Below are 16,366 nucleotides of genomic sequence, written 5' to 3' on the forward strand. Positions count from 1 at the left end.
TACTCCGGGACGACGGCATGCCCTATCCCAGAACAAGCGGTATGCTTCTCTCCGGCGCTATGCTTGACAAGACGGTTTCGGAGTGTCGCCGGCTTGTGTCGATATCGCGGCGATCTGGACCACATGTTGGATCTTTGGAGCAAAGCCCTGTGCAGCCATACAGCCTTTGAGTGCTTTGTTGGAGGCGCTGGCCCCGACAATCCATAGGCTAGCGGCGGCTACTTGGGTTTCTGAAGCATGGCCGTAGCAAATCACCTTTGATTGCTCAAACCGTACCTCCTTTCGCCTGGGTATTATGGCAGCCGAGTCTCCCTTCACGTCTCCATCAAATCAGCCCACGCCCAGCCAAATTGCGCATCAAATGCGACGTTCCAAACGTCCAGGGAGTGCATTTCGTCGACAACAGCACCCGGTTCTTCAATGCGCCGAGCTTGTCGTTCGAAATGGTGACGATATCGCCGACCTTGTGGGTGAATCCCTGACCGGGCGTGTCGCGATCTTCGACGGGTGCAAAGAGCGTGCCCATGAAGAGGACGAAGCCGTCCGGGTATTGGTGATGGCGGCCGATGGTCTGGGAGACGAGATCGAGGGGATCGCGGCTGATTTCCTTCATTGATGAGCGCCCATGCAGCACATAGCCGTCCTCGCCTTCAACCTTGAGGTCGAGATCGGCATTGCGCACGTCGTCGAGTGTATAGGTCTCGTCAAACAGGCGGATGAAAGGGCCGATCGAACAGGAGGCGTTGTTGTCCTTCGCCTTGCCGAGCAGCAACGCCGAGCGCCCCTCCACATCGCGGAGATTGACGTCATTGCCGAGCGTTGCGCCCTTGACACGGCCTTGGCTATCGACAGCCAGCACGATTTCCGGCTCGGGATTGTTCCACTTTGAGATCGGGTGCAGGCCGACATCGGCACCCGTGCCGACAGAGGACATGACCTGCGACTTGGAGAAGACCTCGGCATCCGGGCCGATGCCGACTTCAAGATATTGCGACCAGACGCCCTCCTCGATCAGAGCTGCCTTCACCTTGGCAGCTTCCGGTGAACCGGCCTTCAGGTTGCGAAGACTGTCGCCTATCAGGGCGCTGACCTTGCCGCGGATTGCCTCCGCAAGATTCGGATTGCCGGCGGCGCGCTCCTCGATAACGCGCTCCAGCATCGAGCGGGCGAAGGTGACGCCGCAGGCCTTGATCGCCTGCAGGTCGATGGGAGCAAGGAGATGGACGACTGACGGGTCGGCTTTGGTGGCAAGCAGATTATCGAGCTTGGCGACGGCTTCGCCCTTTTGTGCGCGGATAAAACCGACCGGATCGTCCTTCTCGAGGAGGTCACGCACGGTCGGCGCGTCTTTCGAAGTGATGTCGTAGAGCGCGCCGTCGCGGACGACGACGACAGCCGGGCCTTTAACATCAGGGCGCCAGATGCGGCCGACAAAGATTCCCGTGCTGAAAATGTCAGAACTTGCCATGTGTTTGCTCTCTCCCAGGTTCACCCCGTTTTTTAGCGCAGGCAGAGAGGCTTTGCCACCTTGGATCGGCTCGAAGGATAGCAGGTCTTTGGATTTTCACCTTCTCCATGACGACAAAAAAGCAAGGCCCCGCAGCGATGCTGCGAGGCCTTTCCGGCCGCAAAACCGGGAGAGTGGTTTCAAGCGGCCTGAACCTTGCGGTCGCTGCGCGCCCATTCGGGCAGCCAGGTGCCATGGGTGGCCAAGAGCTCGTCGACCAGCGACCAGATCTGGTCGAGATCCAGCTCGGCGGCGGTGTGCGGGTCCATCATCGCCGCATGGTAGATGTGTTCCCGGTTCTCGGTCATCAAGGCCTGCACCGTCAGTTCCTGCACGTTGATGTTGGTGCGGATCAGCGCGGTCAATTGCGGCGGCAGGTCACCGACGAAGGTCGGCTGGATGCCGGAGGCGTCGACCAGGCATGGAACCTCGGCGGCGCAATTATAGGGCAGCGAAGTGATGCAGCCATTATTGCGGACGTTGCCGTAGATGACCGAAGGTTCGCCGGTCCAGATCGAATTGATGATCGAGGAAGCATATTCCTTCGATTGGCTCACTTCTATCTTGTCCGCGCTGCGATATTCGTCGGCCTGGTTCTTCCAGCGTGCGATCTGCTCGATGCAGCGCTTCGGATACTCATCGAGCGGGATACCGAATTTCTCGATCAGGTCTTCGCGACCTTCCTTGATGAAATAAGGCGTGTACTCGGCGAAATGCTCCGAACTTTCGGTGACGAAATAGCCGAGCCGGGTCAGCATCTCATAGCGGACCTTATTAGGGCAACGCGGGTTCCAACCGGGCTTCGGCGCCCGCCCCTCGCGATAGGCGCGCACGAGATCGGGATAGAGATCGCGATAGGAACCATCCGCCTGGCGATGCTCGAATTTCAGGTAGAAGGCCATATGGTTGATGCCGGCCGAGCGGTAGCGGATTTCGTCATAGGGAATGTCGAGATCCTTGGCCAATTCCATTGCCGTGCCCTGAACGGAATGGCAAAGGCCTACCTGCTTGATCGTCGGAAACTTCTCGGCGATCGCCCAGGTGTTGATCGCCATCGGGTTGACGTATTGCAACATGACCGCCTCGGGGCAGACGGCGAGCATGTCCTCGCAGATCTTCCAGAGATGCGGCACGGTTCTAAGCCCGCGCATGATGCCGCCGACGCCGAGTGTGTCGGCGATCGTCTGGCGCAGGCCGTATTTCTTCGGCACCTCGAAATCGGTCACGGTGCAGGGCTCGTAACCACCGATCTGAAAGGCGACGACGACGAAATCTGCTCCGTCCAGCGCCTTGCGCTGATCGGTAAAGGTCTCGACAACGGCCGATGCGCCAAGCGTCGAAGCCAGTTTGCGGGCAACGATGGCGCTTTCTTCCAGCCGCTGCGGATTGAGATCCATCAGCGCAATTTTCGCGCCCGTAAGCGCCGGGCGTTGCAAAACGTCGCCGATGATATTCTTCATGAACACGGTCGAACCGGCGCCGATAAAGGTGATCTTGGGATTGCCTGCCATGTGAAAGTCTCCTGAATGCTTATGAAGCTACCTCGAACGCCGCCTTCACGAGGCGTTCGGTGTAAGCGGTCTTGGGATGGGAAAGAACGTCGTCGACCGGCCCCTCTTCCATGATCTTGCCGTGCTGCATGACGATGACGCGATGGCAAAGGGCGCGGACGACCTTGAGGTCGTGGGAGATGAAAAGATAACTCAGACCCCGTTCGTCCTGCAGCTTGCGCAAGAGATCGAGGATCTGCGCTTGAACGGAGAGATCGAGCGCCGAGGTCGGCTCGTCGAGCAGGATGAATTCCGGCTCGAGCGCGATAGCCCGCGCAATGGCGATGCGCTGGCGCTGGCCACCAGAGAATTCGTGCGGAAAGCGCGACAGGATATTCGAGGGCATGCCGGCGCTGACCAGTGCTTCCTTCACCCGCTCCAGCCGCTCCGCCTTGTTGGCACCGATATTGTTGACCACCAGCCCCTCGGCAATGATCTGGCCTATCGGCATGCGCGGGTTGAGCGAGGAGAACGGGTCTTGGAAAACGATCTGCATGCGTGAGCGCAAGGGCCGCATCTCGGCCCGCGAGCGGCCGTGGATGGCCTGCCGGTCGAAATAGATTTCGCCGCTGTCGGCATCGATCAGCCGTAGCAGGGCTTGGCCGAACGTGGTCTTGCCGGAGCCAGATTCGCCGACGAGCCCCAGCGTCTCGTGCCGGCGGAGCTCCAGGCTGAGGCCGTCGACGGCGACCAGTTCACGCATATCCGGTTTGAGGAAGGTGCCGTGGCGCAGCATGAAGGCGACCTTGACGGATTTGCCTTCAAGGATGGTGTCGCAATCCGGCGGCAACGGCTTTGCCTGCCCTCTCGGCTCGGAGGCGAGCAGATGTTGCGTATAGGAATGTTGCGGACGGGCAAAGAGCTCTTCCGTCGTATTGTGCTCGCGCATCTCGCCATGCTGCATGACGTAGACATAGTCGGAGAACTGCCTGACCACGGTCAGGTCGTGGGTGATCAGGATCACCGCCATGCCGAGCTGTTTTTGCAGGTTGCGGATCAGGTTCAGGATCTGAGCCTGCACGGTAACGTCGAGCGCGGTGGTCGGCTCGTCGGCGATCAGCACATCCGGATCATTGGCGAGCGCCATGGCGATCATCACGCGCTGGCGCTGGCCGCCGGAAAGCTGATGAGGATATTGCTTGAGCCGTGCCTCAGGATCGGGAATCTGGACTTGCTGCAGCAGCGCCAGGGCCCGCTTCTCTGCCTCGCGGCGGCCGATCCTGCGATGGACGCGGATTGCCTCGACGATCTGGCTGCCGATTGTGTAGATCGGGTTCAGCGAACTCATCGGCTCCTGGAAGATCATCGAGATGCGGTCGCCGCGCAATTGCCGACGGGCGCGTTCGGAAAATTTCAGCACATTCTTGCCGTCGTAGCTGACGGTGGATTTTTCCGAGACGACGGCGCGTTTGGTAAGCAACCCCATCACCGTGCGGGCGGTCACCGATTTTCCCGAGCCGGATTCACCGACGATAGCGATGGTTTCGCCACGGTAGAGCTGGAAGGAGATATCCTTGACGGCGTCGACGATGCCGTCCTCCACCTTGAATTTGACGGCGACATTGCGGGCGTCGATGACGGGCGGCACGGTCTTGCCGGCAGCATCGAGCCTGATATCGGGGGCAAAGGGATTGACGAGTGCGAGAGCCATGGTCCGTCTCCTCTCAATAGGGATCGATGGCGTCGCGCAGACCGTCGCCGAGCGCATTGAATGCAAAGACGGTGACGAGCACGAAGGCGACGGGCGAGAGAATCCAGGGATAGGAGCCGATGACCGAATAGGTCGACGTATCCTGCAGCATCAGCCCCCAGGAGATCAGCGGCGGCTTGACCGCGAAACCAAGGAAGCCAAGGAAGGATTCGAGCAGTACGACGCTCGGAATTGCCAGCGTCACGGTCACGATGACATGGCTCATCACGTTCGGGAAAATGTGCTGCAGGATAATGCGCCAGTCCGTCGCCCCTACCGCCATGGCGGCGCGCACATAATCGATCCGCGCCAAGGCCAAGGTCTTGCCGCGCACCTCGCGCGACATCTGCGCCCAGCCGAGCGCCGACATGACGATGATGACGAAGGCGAGGAAGACATTGGTCGGCGCCGTCACCGGGATCAACGAGGTCAGCGCCAGATAAAGCGGCAATTGCGGAAAGGCGAGCACCAGCTCGACGAAGCGCTGGATCCAGGTATCAAGCGTACCGCCGAAATAGCCTGAGACCATGCCGACGGTGGTGCCGACGATCGTGACAATGAAGACGACTGTCAGTGCAATCATCAGCGAGATGCGCGAGCCGTAGATGGCGCGGGAGAGCACGTCGCGGCCGAACTTGTCGGTGCCGAGGAAATGCACGGGCTGGCCGTCGACCGAGCCGAAGAGGTGGCGATTGCCAGGGATCAGGCCAAACAGGTTATAGGGCGCGCCCTTGACGAAGAAACCGAGCAGACGCGGATTGTTATAGTCCGGCCCGACCACCGGCTGAAAGGTGACGGGATCAAGCTCATCGGTTTCTGCAAGCGCATAGACACGCGGCTGGAAGACGAAATTGCCGTCCTTGTCATGGAAGCTGATCACCTGCGGCGGCGCAAAGCCGGTGTCAGTCGCCTTGGGATCGTCGGGGGCGACGAATTCGGCAAAGAGCGACATCAGCAGCAAGAGGATGACGAGGATGAGGCCGCCCATGCCTGTCCAGGAGCGCTTCAGGCGTCGCCAGACAAGCGCGATGTAGCTCTCATTGCCGCTTTTCGATTTGATCTTGTTGTCATCGAGCGGTGGCGCGGATGTACTGAAGGCGAGCATCAGTGGATCCCTCCCTGTTGGCGAACGCGGGGATCGAGCAAGGCGAGCAGCATATCGGCAATGATGTTGCCGATGATCAGCGTCGCCGACAGCACCATCATGAAGGTGGCGGTGACGTAGACATCGCCGACCGCCATCGAGCCGACGATCGCCGGCCCTACGGTCGGCAGCGCGAAAATAATGGCGGTTTCGATCTCGCCGGTCAGCATATAAGGCAGCACGACACCCTGATACATGACGAGCGGATGCAAGGCGTTCGGCACCGCATGGCGCATGACGACGGCGCCGCCGGAGAGTCCTTTCGCACGCGCGGTCTCGACATATTGCGCATTCAGCGTGTCGAGCAGATTGCCGCGCATGACACGCATGTTGTAGGCGAGCCCCCCGAAAGTGGCGATCGCCACGACCGGCCAGACATGCTTGACCAGATCGACGAACTTAGCCCAGGACCACGGCGCGCCGCCATATTGCGGCGAATAGAAGCTGCCGATTTCCGAGACGTTGAGCTGAAAGACGAGGATATAAACGATGATCAGCGCCATCAGGAAGCGCGGCACCGTCATGCCGAGAAATGAGATGCCGGAAAGCAGGCTGTCAATCCAGCTATATTGCCTAGTAGCGGCCCATATGCCGAAGCCGATGCCGAGAACGGAAGCGAAGAGATGGCAAACAAGCGCGAGCGCCAGGGTGCGCGGCAAGCGTTCGCCGACGACATCCGCGACCGGCTTGTTGTAGAACATGCTGTAGCCGAAATCACCCTTGGTGACGATGCCGCCGATCCAGTTGAAGTATTGCACGACCAGCGGCTTATCGAGGCCGTGTTCGCGACGGTAGATTTGCGCTTGCTCATCAGCCTGGGCGAAGGACGCGCCGCCCTGGTTCATCAACTGCGAACGGATGAAATCTGCATAGTCCCCCGGCGGCGCCTGGATGATGGCAAAAGTCACCACGCTCAGAATGACGAGCACAGGTATGGCAGAGGCTATGCGCACGAGCAGGAATCGCAACATGGGACGGTTCGCTTCTCTTCTTGCCGCCGGAGGTCTGCATCCCCTGAGGATAGCACGGACCGGCTGAGTTCACCCTTGCCCGGCTGCACCGCGATGCAGCCGGAATTTTTGCTTGGTTAGCGGGTAGCCGGCCCGTGGGGCCGGCTACCGTTGCTCCGTTAGTTGATCGGGCCAGCGCTGCCCGGCGCACCCGGAAGCTGCTGCGGGAACAACTCGTATTTGCCTTGCTTGTCGGCCGCGACCCACATGCGCTCGCGAATGATGGAGTCTTCTGCCCAGTTGAACATGAAGATCGGCGTGCCCGGAGGAACGTTCGAGAAGCGCTTGTTGATGATGAGCGCGCCCGGATATTCCGTCAGACCGATATTGTAGAGATGCTCGGTCGAGACTTTCTGGTACTGCTTCATCAGGGCCACACGCTCGTCGCTATTCTGCGAGGTCGTGAACTTATTGACAACATCGACCATCTCCTTTTCGAAAGGCATCAGGTCCAACTGGCCACTTTCGGGAGCGCGGTGGTTCCAGCTCGTGCGCGGGCCGACCGGGGCGAGCTGTTCGGTGTTCTGCACGACGGAGGCCAGCTCCGTGGTGTTACGCCGGACCATCCAGTCGAAGCGGCCGCTATAGTTGGCGTCGTCGCGCTTCGGTCCGTCGAGTGCATTGATGATCACGCGAAGCCCGAGCTTTTCCATCTGGGCCACGACGCCCTCGGCAAGGCTCTTGTCCGTGGTGTAGTCATTGTTGACCAAGAGCGTGATCTCGACATCCTTACCGCCGGCGGTGCCGGCCGGGAAGTTGACGATGCCGTCACCATCCGTGTCCTTGAGGCCCGCCTTGGAAAGCAGTTCCTTGGCGCCCTTCAGATCGAAGGGATAATAGACGGTCGAGTTGCGATCATAGAAGCTGGTGCCCGAAGAAAGGCCGCCCGGATAGATCGCCGTGAACGGCCCCTTGACCAGGGAGTCACCGATCGCCTTGCGGTCGAGCGCCATGGTCACGGCCTTGCGGAAATCCTCGTTGCGGTTCAGCTCGCGGACTGCCTGACCACGTGCGTCCGGGTTGCCCCAGCCGTTGGCGGAGAAGTTCATCTGCAGGTTATAGCCGATGAGGCGCGGGCCGAAGGCGAGACGCGCAGGGGCGTCCGGCTGGGCGGCGCGCTTCAGCGAAGCGACGAAGTTTTCCGGCTGCTCCAGATTGGAAAGGTCGCCGGAGCCGGCAACCGCCTGCACGTCGCGGTCCGCCCAGGTCGAAAGCTTATAGTGTAGCTCGTTGAGATAAGGCAGTTGATTGCCCTTCTCGTCGACCTTCCAGTAATACGGATTGCGGCGCAGGACGATAATGTCATCGGATCGGTACTCGACCGGCACCCAGGCACCCATGACCGGTATGTTCATATATTCCGGCGGGAAAGCATTCTTGAACTGGTCATACGTGTTCTTCGAATATTTCGGATGCTGCGGCTTCAGGATGTGCGACGGGCCTGGGCAAAAATTGGGATAGGCCATCGTGTAGAGATATTGTTTCGGGAAGGCGTCCTTAAAGGTCCACTCGATGGTGTAATCATCGATCTTCTTGAGGGTCGTCCCCTCGCCGAAAGCTTCCGGCGATGCGCCGCCGCCGAGCGGCGAAACGTTCGGATCGATGACCTCGTCTTCCCAATAGAACATGATGTCGTCGGCATTGAAGGGCACGCCGTCGGACCATTTCGCGCCTTCGATCAGATGCATGGTGAGCTTATGGCCGTCCGGCGACCATTCCCAGCCCTTGGCAAGGTTCGGCAGCGGTTCGGTGTCCTTCGCCTCGACCTGGAACAGCGGCGCAGTGCGCGTCAAGCACTCGGAGAGGCCGATATCGATGCCGCCCCACCCTTGCGTCTGGCCGGCGCCATAGTTCCAGCCTTCCGGCCGGCCGCCGATGACATGGCGCAGCGTATCGCCATAGACGCCGGTGCCGTCAGGCATGTTGCCGGTCTTGAAAACGAGCGGTTCCTTCGGCAGGCGATCCTTGACCGGCGGCAACTTGCCGGTCTTGACGAATTTCTCGGTAACCCAGTCCGGCTCGTGATATTCCGGCAGCGTCTTGAACTCCAGGATGGAATCGCGTGCCACATATTTGATCTTGCCTTCGGCCGGGAAAACTGGCGGTACGGGCGGCACCGTCGGTTCGGACGCGTAGGCGCTCATGGCGATCGCGGATGTGGCAATCGTCAATGCCGCAAGAATGCTGATCGGTCGAAAATGTCTCATCGTTTTCTCTCTCCCATTGTCGCGAGCGCCCCGCGGGTGCGCCGCACTCCTCCATCGAAAGGGAACCGGTTGGCTTTGCGCGACGGGCCTCCTCCTGAAAGTCCCGCCGCAGCCAACCTGTCCCGAATGTCCATTCGCTAGCCAGCCTGCTTCACGGCTGCTTTTTCCGCTCTCAGCTCCTCGATCGAGCGTACGTTGCGGCTGGCCGCACCCTTCCAGTCGCGGGTTTTCACCTTGCCGCGCGACAGGCGGTCCTTGGCGCCTTCGACTGCATCGGCATATTGCGGCAACCAGCGAGCTTCGGCCACAATCATTTCGTCCACCATCTGCCAGACCTCTTCCGGTGTCGATACGGCGCCGACCAGCGGATCGTGCAGAACCGCGAGTTTCAGCAGGTCGAGATCGCCGCTGACGGCCGCATGAACCGACATACGCTGAACATTGATCGAGGAAATGCAGGTCGCGGCGCAGGCTTCGGGCAGCGTGACGCCCGCCACCATGTTGATGCCGAAGCGATCGACGAAGCCGGGCGATTCGATGATGGCGTCCGCGGGCAGATTGGTGATGACGCCATTATTCTTGACGTTGAAGTGGCCGCGATAGACGCGGTTGGTCTCCAGCGCTTCGAGAATATGGCTTGCATGCTCGTTCGAGCGCTTGGCGGGGTCGATCGGCTTCGAGGCGCTCTCGAGGATCTGCGGGAACTCCGTCTCGAACCAGTTGCGGGTCTCCGTCGAATGGCGGAGATAACCGCCCGTCTCGCCGTGGATCCAGTCGGACATGTCGATCCACTTGTTGATCTCGTCTGGCCGCTTGCGATACCAGGGCAGATATTCCGAGAGATGTCCATTGCTTTCAGTGGAATAGACGCCGAAACGCTTCAGCACATCGATGCGCAGCTTTTCCTGCTGCGAATAGACAGGGTGTGCCTCGAAAGCGGCAATCAGCTCGTCCTTGCCGATCTTGCGGCCGTTGAGACGCAGGTCGACGAACCAGGTCTGGTGATTGATGCCCGAGCAGATATAGTCGAGCTCCGATTTGTCCTTGGCGCCGAGAACTTCGGCGATCTGCTCGGCCCCGTGCTGAACGCCATGGCAGAGGCCGATCGTATCGACCTTGCCGTATTCGATCGCCGCCCAGGTGTTCATCGCCATCGGGTTGGCATAGTTCAGGAACTTCGCGCCCGTTTCAGCGACTTCGCGAATATCCTTGCAGAAGTCGAGAATGACGGGAATGTTGCGCTGGCCGTAGAGAATGCCGCCTGCGCAGATCGTGTCGCCGACGCATTGGTCGATACCGTATTTCAGGGGGATGCGGATATCTTCGGCATAGGCTTCCAGCCCGCCGACGCGCACGCAACTGATGACGTAGCGCGCGCCATCGAGAGCCTTGCGCCGTTCTGTCGTGGCCGTCACCCGCGTCGGCAACTTGTTCGCCTCGACGATCTTGTCGAGGATCGCCTTGATCATCGTAAGATTGTGCTCGCTGACATCGGTCAGCGCGAATTCGACATCCCGGAACTCCGGCACGCAGAGAATGTCGGTGAACAGTTTTTTCGTGAAGCCGACGCTGCCTGCGCCGATGATGGCGATTTTGAAACTCATGATCCTCACCTTAAAGTCGGTCGAACAATCAGCAGCGGAGAAGAGGCTGGTGTTTTCATTCTATGATCGCAGAGACAGCGCGACACAGTAAAATCAGCACCTTCTCCTCCTTCTGCCGGTCCTCATCGGCAGGTGCACGCTGTTTTCTGAGAGGAATTATGCCTATAATCGTCGGGTCGACCAGAGAACTATTATGCTTTCAAGGGTAATTTTGTGCTGCAAGATTTGATCGCCAACGGCCAGACCATGCGGACCGTCTCATTGCCGCGTGGACGCCACCGGCTGCACGCCATGCCGACCAGCGCCGGCTACGAAATAAGGGACAACGAGCCTTACGATTGGGATGGACGCAGGCGCGGCCAGACGCCTTTCACGGTGCTGCAGCACACGATCGGCGGCAGCGGCCGGCTGCGTTATGAAAACCGCAACTACCGTGTCGGCGCCGGTGACACGCTGTTGGTGCTGGTGCCGCACAACCATCGCTACTGGTTGGAAAAAGGTGAGCGCTGGGAATATTTCTGGATATCGATGAATGGCGAGGAGGCGCTGCGTATTCATCGCCTGATCCTCACCGCCGCCGGACCGCTCCTGAAACTGCAGCCGTCGACGATCGATCATCTTGCCGATTGCAGCCTCCGCCTCGTAAGGGGCGCCACGACGCCAGCCTCTGCCTCGGCGGTGGCCTATGAAGCCGCGATGGCGCTCTATGACGATGTCTTCGGCTCGCATGCGGTTGCCGCCGACCGCTCGGCCATGCAGCCGGTGATCGACTATATCGATGCCAATCTCGACAAGCCTTTGCCGGTCAGTGATCTTGCGCGGGTCAGCGGCCTCAGCCGCGCCCATTTCTCGCGTGTCTTCGCCGATAGCGAAGGTTTGCCGCCGGCGGAATTCGTGCTGCAGCAGCGCATGCAGAGGGCCGCCAAGCTCCTGACCAAGGCAGCCTTCATTCCGGTCAAGGAAGTCGCGATCATGTCTGGCTTCGACGATGCCAATTATTTCTCGAAAGCTTTCCGGCGCACCTACGGCATCAACCCTACGGAATTCCGCACCACCGGCATGTACGCGGCAGTGCGGAGCCCAGGAGAGGACATCAAGAATGCGCGGACAAGATAGCTCGGCCTATGCGGAATGCGGATGCAGGTCGTCGTTACCAGGCGTTTCCAGCCGCACCAGCTTTCCTTCTTCCGCCTTGTAGAAATATTGGCTCGCCACCAGCCAGCCCTTCAACGGACGCAGCGGCGGGATGCAGGTGAGCAGCATGAACGGCAGCGTCGTGAAGGCATGCACCCAATAAGGAGCTTGGAAAGCCACCTCGAGCCAGACCGCAAGCGCGACGCTTGGAATGCAAGCAAAGCAGATGACGAAGAAGGCCGGACCATCGGCCGGATCGGCAAAGGAATAGTCGAGGCCGCAGACCTCGCAGGACGGCCGGAGCGTCAGGAAACCTTTGAACAGATGACCTTGCCCGCAGCGCGGGCAGCGGTTGCGCAAACCGGTCTGGAGTGGGGGAAGCGGCGGCCATGAATCTTCGGATGACATTGTTTTGTCCCTTCCAAGAACCGGGCATTCGCTTTGGAGCGTATTGCCCGAGAGCCTCGCGGGCGAAGCGCCCCATGCGGATCGTCCCGAAGCCGGGCGGCACTGTGGGCGACCCTCAAGCCGCCTGCCGTCCTGTTGAAAGACGTATGGCACAATATGCATACATTGTCAATTATTGTATGCATATTGTTCGAGGGACTATTACGGGCGCGGCAATTTGTCCGATCAGATGACGATCGCCGAAGCGGCCGGTGTCTCTGCCAGCAGATCGGCGACAATGCCGAGGCTCTGGCGAAGATGGTCGCGATCTTCCGCAACGCCGAGCCCAAGGCGGACCGCTTCCGGCGCCGGACCAAGGGCAAAGGCATCGCTCGCGACGACGCCAATGCCGGCAGAGCGCAGTCGCGCCGTGAATTCGCCGCGCGACCATTCGGACGGCAGCCGCAGCCAGGCATGGAAGCCTTCCGGATCGACAAGCAGATTGGCGGCAGGCAGCAATTCCGCCGCAATCGCCTGCCGTGCCTTCGTCTCCTGGCGGATCGCCGCCAGCACAGCCTCGGCCGTACCGTCTTCGATCCAGCGGCTGGCGATCGCGGCGGAAAGCGGCGAGGCCATGGCGGCGGTCGCGCGGATGACGCCGGCAAGCCTGGTTGCCGCGCGCAGATCCGGCAAAGCGAGATAGGCGATGCGCAGCGCGGGCGACAGACACTTGGCGAGGCCGGCGATGTGATAGACCCGCTCCGGCGCAAGCGCCGCCAGCGGCGCGACCGGCTGTATCGGCAGCGCGCCATAGGCATCGTCCTCGATAACAGCGACATCGTAACGGGCGGCGATGTCGAGAATGGCCTTGCGCCGCGACAGCGGCAACGTGATCGTCGTCGGGTTGTTGATGGTGGGATTGCAATAAAGCGCCTTTGGGCGCCTACTGAGGCAGAACTCCTCAAAAGTTTCTGGAATCAGACCTTTATCGTCGGTTTCTATAGCAGCAACATTAAGCCGCAAATGCGCCGCCACGGAGAGGAAGCCTGGATAGGTCAGCGCCTCAGCGCAGACTGTGTCGCCAGGGGCCGTCAGCATGCGGGTGATGGCGAGTATCGCGCCCTGAGCGCCGGGGCACACGAGAATACGTTCCGGCCCGATACCGGGCAGCCGGCCTGAGAGCCATTCCGCTCCGGCCGCGCGGTCCCGGACGGCGCCGCCTGGCTGTTGGTAGCGCAGCAGCAGGTCCAGCCCATCGCTGAATTCCAGCCCGCTGATCCCCTGCCACATCCGCTCCGTCAGGGCTTCGTCATCGAAGCGCGGCGGCAGGTTCATGCTCATATCGACCAGCCCGCTGGGAATGGATTTTTGGCGTGGCGGCGCTGCCCGGCCCTGGCTGACATAGGTCCCCTGCCCGACCCGGCCTTCCACCAAACCCCGTTTGCGCGCTTCGGCGTAGGCGCGGGTGACGGTGGTGAAATCGATGCCGAGCGCCTCGGCTAGCGCGCGCTGCGGTGGCAGGCGCGCACCGATCGCCAAGCGGCCGGCGCGGATGTCGGCCTGCAAGGCATCGGCGATCGCCAGATAGACCGGCCCGGCCACCCTGCTGATAGAGGGTGCCCAGAAGGGCGCTGCCTGATCATCGCTCATATCGGTATCTCCAAAGGAATGTATGCATATTGTATGGTTTTTGCGTCGCGAGCAAGAGGGTGACCACCGGGAAATGACGATCCGAGATCCGATTTCGTTGCACCGTCGCGACAGGCCTGTATAGATATCGCCCGGCTGCGACCATGCTTCGCATCGCAACCGCGCCTTTTCCAAGCAATACGCGTTCGTCCAGGCTGCGACGGGCTCCATCGATAGGAATGAACATGCGCTCTGTTGTCGCTTTCAATGAATCCTGGAGTTTTCAGGAAGGTTTTTCGCTTGCCGAAGTTGGCCGCCTTCATGCGGGAAAGCCCGTCACCTTGCCGCACACCGCGGTTGAGCTGCCGTTCAACTATTTCGACGAGAAATCCTATCAGCGCGCCTTCACCTACCAGAAGATCCTGCCCTGGAGCGCTGATTTCGCCGGGCGCGAAGTATCGCTGGTGTTCGATGCTGCGATGGCCGATGCGGTCGTCTATCTCAATGGCGAAGAAGTCGTCGCCCACAAAGACGGCTACACACCCTTCGAAGCGCGGCTGACTGGCCGCCTGCGGGAGGGCGACAATCTCCTCACCGTCAAGATCGACGGCAGCGAGAACCCGGAAATCCCGCCCTTCGGCGGCCGTATCGACTATCTCACCTATGCCGGTATCTACCGCGATGTCTGGCTGAAGGTGGCAGCGCCCGTCTCGATCGCCAACATCAAGGTCGAGACCGGCAATGTGCTTGCCGCTGCAAAATCCGCGACCGTTCGCTGCGACATCGCCAATCCGCAGGGCCTCGCCTTCAACGGCGCGATGGAAACCCGCCTCTGCGCAGCGGATGGCACGGTGCTGGCCTCGGTCGTCGCCGAGATCTCGGGCGGCAGCGTTACCTTCGCCTTCGACAATCTGACCGGCATCTCGCTGTGGGAACTCGACGATCCCGTGCTTTATACGATCGATGCCGAGCTGAAAACCAACCATGGATCAGATCGGTACGCGGTAAATTTCGGCTTCCGCACCGCCGAGTTCACCGCCGAAGGTTTTCTGCTGAACGGGCGCAAGCTGAAGCTGCGCGGTCTCAACCGTCACCAGGCCTTCCCCTATGCCGGCTATGCCATGGGCCGCTCCGCGCAGGAGCGTGACGCCGAGATCATGAAGCACACGTTGAAGTGCAACGTGGTGCGCACATCGCATTATCCGCAATCGACCTGGTTCCTCGATCATTGCGACCGCATCGGCCTACTGGTCTTCGAGGAAATCCCCGGTTGGCAACATATTGGCGGCGAAGAGTGGAAACAGGAATCGATCCGCAACGTCCGCCGCATGATCGAACGCGACTGGAACCATCCCTCGATCATCATCTGGGGTGTTCGCATCAACGAATCGCAGGATTCCCATGATTTTTACGTCGAGACCAACAGGCTTGCCCGCGAACTCGATCCGACGCGCCAGACCGGTGGCGTGCGCTACATCACCGAGAGCGAGTTGCTTGAAGACGTCTATACGATGAACGACTTCATTCTCGGCAACGAGGAGCTGCCGGGCGCCAACCGCCCGCGCACACCTCTCAGATCGCAGCAGGAGAATACCGGCCTCTCTAAGAACGTGCCCTATCTGATCACCGAATTCGGCGGCCACATGTACCCGACGAAGATCTACGATCAGGAGCAACGGCAGGCCGAGCATGTGCGCCGGCATCTGGAAGTGCTGAACGCCGCCTATGGCGACCCGTCGATATCAGGCGCCATCGGCTGGTGCATGTTCGACTACAATACCCATAGCGATTTCGGCTCCGGCGACCGCATCTGCTATCACGGCGTCATGGACATGTTCCGCGAGCCGAAATTCGCGGCCTACGCCTATATCAGCCAGTGCGAGCCTTCCGACGAGGTCGTTATGAAGCCCGTGACCCAATGGGCACGCGGCGAGCGCAATATCGGCGGCGTGCTGCCGCTGATCGTGCTCACGAATTGCGATGAAATCGAGTTGCGCTACGGCTCGCTCGTCAAGCGTATCAGCCCGGACCGGGAGAATTTCCCGCATCTGCCGCATCCGCCCGTCGTCTTCGACCATCGCCATTTCACGAAGGACGAATTGGGCGTCTGGGGCATGGAATGGGAGGACGCGCATTTCACCGGGTTTATTGGTGGCAAGGCGGTGGCAACGCTGCACATGGTCGCCAATCCCCTTCCGACGATGATCGAGGTGAAGGCCGACAGCCTGACGCTTCGCGCCGGTGATCGCGACACGACGCGTGTCATCGTCCGTGCGCTTGACCAAGCAGGCTCCCGTCTGCCCTTCCTGAACGAAGTCGCGACGGTCAAGGTCACCGGCCCTGCTAAGGTTATCGGCCCGAAGACGATAGCCTTCCAGGGAGGCACCACGGGCTTCTGGCTGCAAGCGACCGGCGAAGCCGGGGCAATCATCATCGAAGTCTCGTCCTCGCGCTTTGCGACGCAAACGGTAGGGCTGGCCGTGGAATGACGGCCTAAAAGCAGG

The 16,366-nt window shown here is 60.5% G+C and carries 11 protein-coding genes; 2 read left to right on the forward strand and 9 right to left on the reverse strand.

Going from position 1 to position 16,366, the window contains the following annotated elements; translation table 11 throughout:
• Positions 1 to 325: 325 nt before the first annotated feature.
• The 7 genes from QA648_RS25160 to QA648_RS25190 form a co-directional block, all read right to left on the reverse strand.
• The gene (locus QA648_RS25160; protein WP_283054133.1) at positions 326 to 1,468 is read right to left on the reverse strand and encodes a fumarylacetoacetate hydrolase family protein; all 1,143 of its coding nucleotides are present in this window, start codon (positions 1,466 to 1,468) and stop codon (positions 326 to 328) included.
• A gap of 179 nt (positions 1,469 to 1,647) precedes the next feature.
• Complete coding sequence (locus QA648_RS25165) at positions 1,648 to 3,018, reverse strand: alpha-glucosidase/alpha-galactosidase (RefSeq protein WP_283054134.1); 1,371 nt, start codon at positions 3,016 to 3,018, stop codon at positions 1,648 to 1,650.
• A 19-nt stretch (positions 3,019 to 3,037) separates the two neighbouring features.
• Positions 3,038 to 4,708, reverse strand: a complete 1,671-nt coding sequence (locus tag QA648_RS25170; RefSeq protein WP_283054135.1) for an ABC transporter ATP-binding protein — start codon at positions 4,706 to 4,708, stop codon at positions 3,038 to 3,040.
• Between the two features lie 13 nt (positions 4,709 to 4,721).
• The gene (locus QA648_RS25175) at positions 4,722 to 5,852 is read right to left on the reverse strand and encodes an ABC transporter permease (RefSeq protein ID WP_283054136.1); all 1,131 of its coding nucleotides are present in this window, start codon (positions 5,850 to 5,852) and stop codon (positions 4,722 to 4,724) included.
• Positions 5,852 to 6,862, reverse strand: coding sequence for an ABC transporter permease (locus tag QA648_RS25180; protein ID WP_104826662.1), 1,011 nt, complete (start codon positions 6,860 to 6,862; stop codon positions 5,852 to 5,854). Before QA648_RS25180 ends, QA648_RS25175 begins: the two co-directional genes overlap by 1 nt.
• A 158-nt stretch (positions 6,863 to 7,020) precedes the next feature.
• Positions 7,021 to 9,108, reverse strand: a complete 2,088-nt coding sequence (locus tag QA648_RS25185) for an ABC transporter substrate-binding protein (protein WP_283054137.1) — start codon at positions 9,106 to 9,108, stop codon at positions 7,021 to 7,023.
• Between the two features lie 137 nt (positions 9,109 to 9,245).
• A complete protein-coding gene (locus QA648_RS25190) occupies positions 9,246 to 10,712 on the reverse strand; it encodes an alpha-glucosidase/alpha-galactosidase (RefSeq protein WP_283054138.1) in 1,467 nt (488 codons plus the stop codon).
• A gap of 246 nt (positions 10,713 to 10,958) precedes the next feature.
• On the opposite strand from QA648_RS25190, the gene QA648_RS25195 reads away from it, so the two are divergent.
• Positions 10,959 to 11,828 (forward strand): AraC family transcriptional regulator, encoded by an 870-nt coding sequence (locus QA648_RS25195; RefSeq protein WP_349254325.1) that lies wholly within the window; start codon positions 10,959 to 10,961, stop codon positions 11,826 to 11,828.
• Between the two features lie 6 nt (positions 11,829 to 11,834).
• On the opposite strand, the gene QA648_RS25200 is transcribed toward QA648_RS25195, so the two are convergent.
• Both QA648_RS25200 and QA648_RS25205 read right to left on the reverse strand, forming a co-directional pair.
• A complete protein-coding gene (locus QA648_RS25200; protein WP_104826658.1) occupies positions 11,835 to 12,254 on the reverse strand; it encodes a DUF983 domain-containing protein in 420 nt (139 codons plus the stop codon).
• A gap of 225 nt (positions 12,255 to 12,479) precedes the next feature.
• Positions 12,480 to 13,883 carry a PLP-dependent aminotransferase family protein gene (locus QA648_RS25205; RefSeq protein ID WP_283054140.1) on the reverse strand — a complete coding sequence of 468 codons (1,404 nt, stop codon included), beginning with the start codon at positions 13,881 to 13,883 and terminating at the stop codon, positions 12,480 to 12,482.
• Positions 13,884 to 14,107: 224 nt separating this feature from the next.
• On the opposite strand from QA648_RS25205, the gene QA648_RS25210 reads away from it, so the two are divergent.
• The gene (locus QA648_RS25210; protein ID WP_283054141.1) at positions 14,108 to 16,351 is read left to right on the forward strand and encodes a glycoside hydrolase family 2 TIM barrel-domain containing protein; all 2,244 of its coding nucleotides are present in this window, start codon (positions 14,108 to 14,110) and stop codon (positions 16,349 to 16,351) included.
• The last annotated feature ends 15 nt before the right edge of the window (positions 16,352 to 16,366 follow it).

This window comes from Rhizobium sp. CB3171, from assembly GCF_029714265.1.
Classification (GTDB): Bacteria; Pseudomonadota; Alphaproteobacteria; order Rhizobiales; family Rhizobiaceae; genus Rhizobium.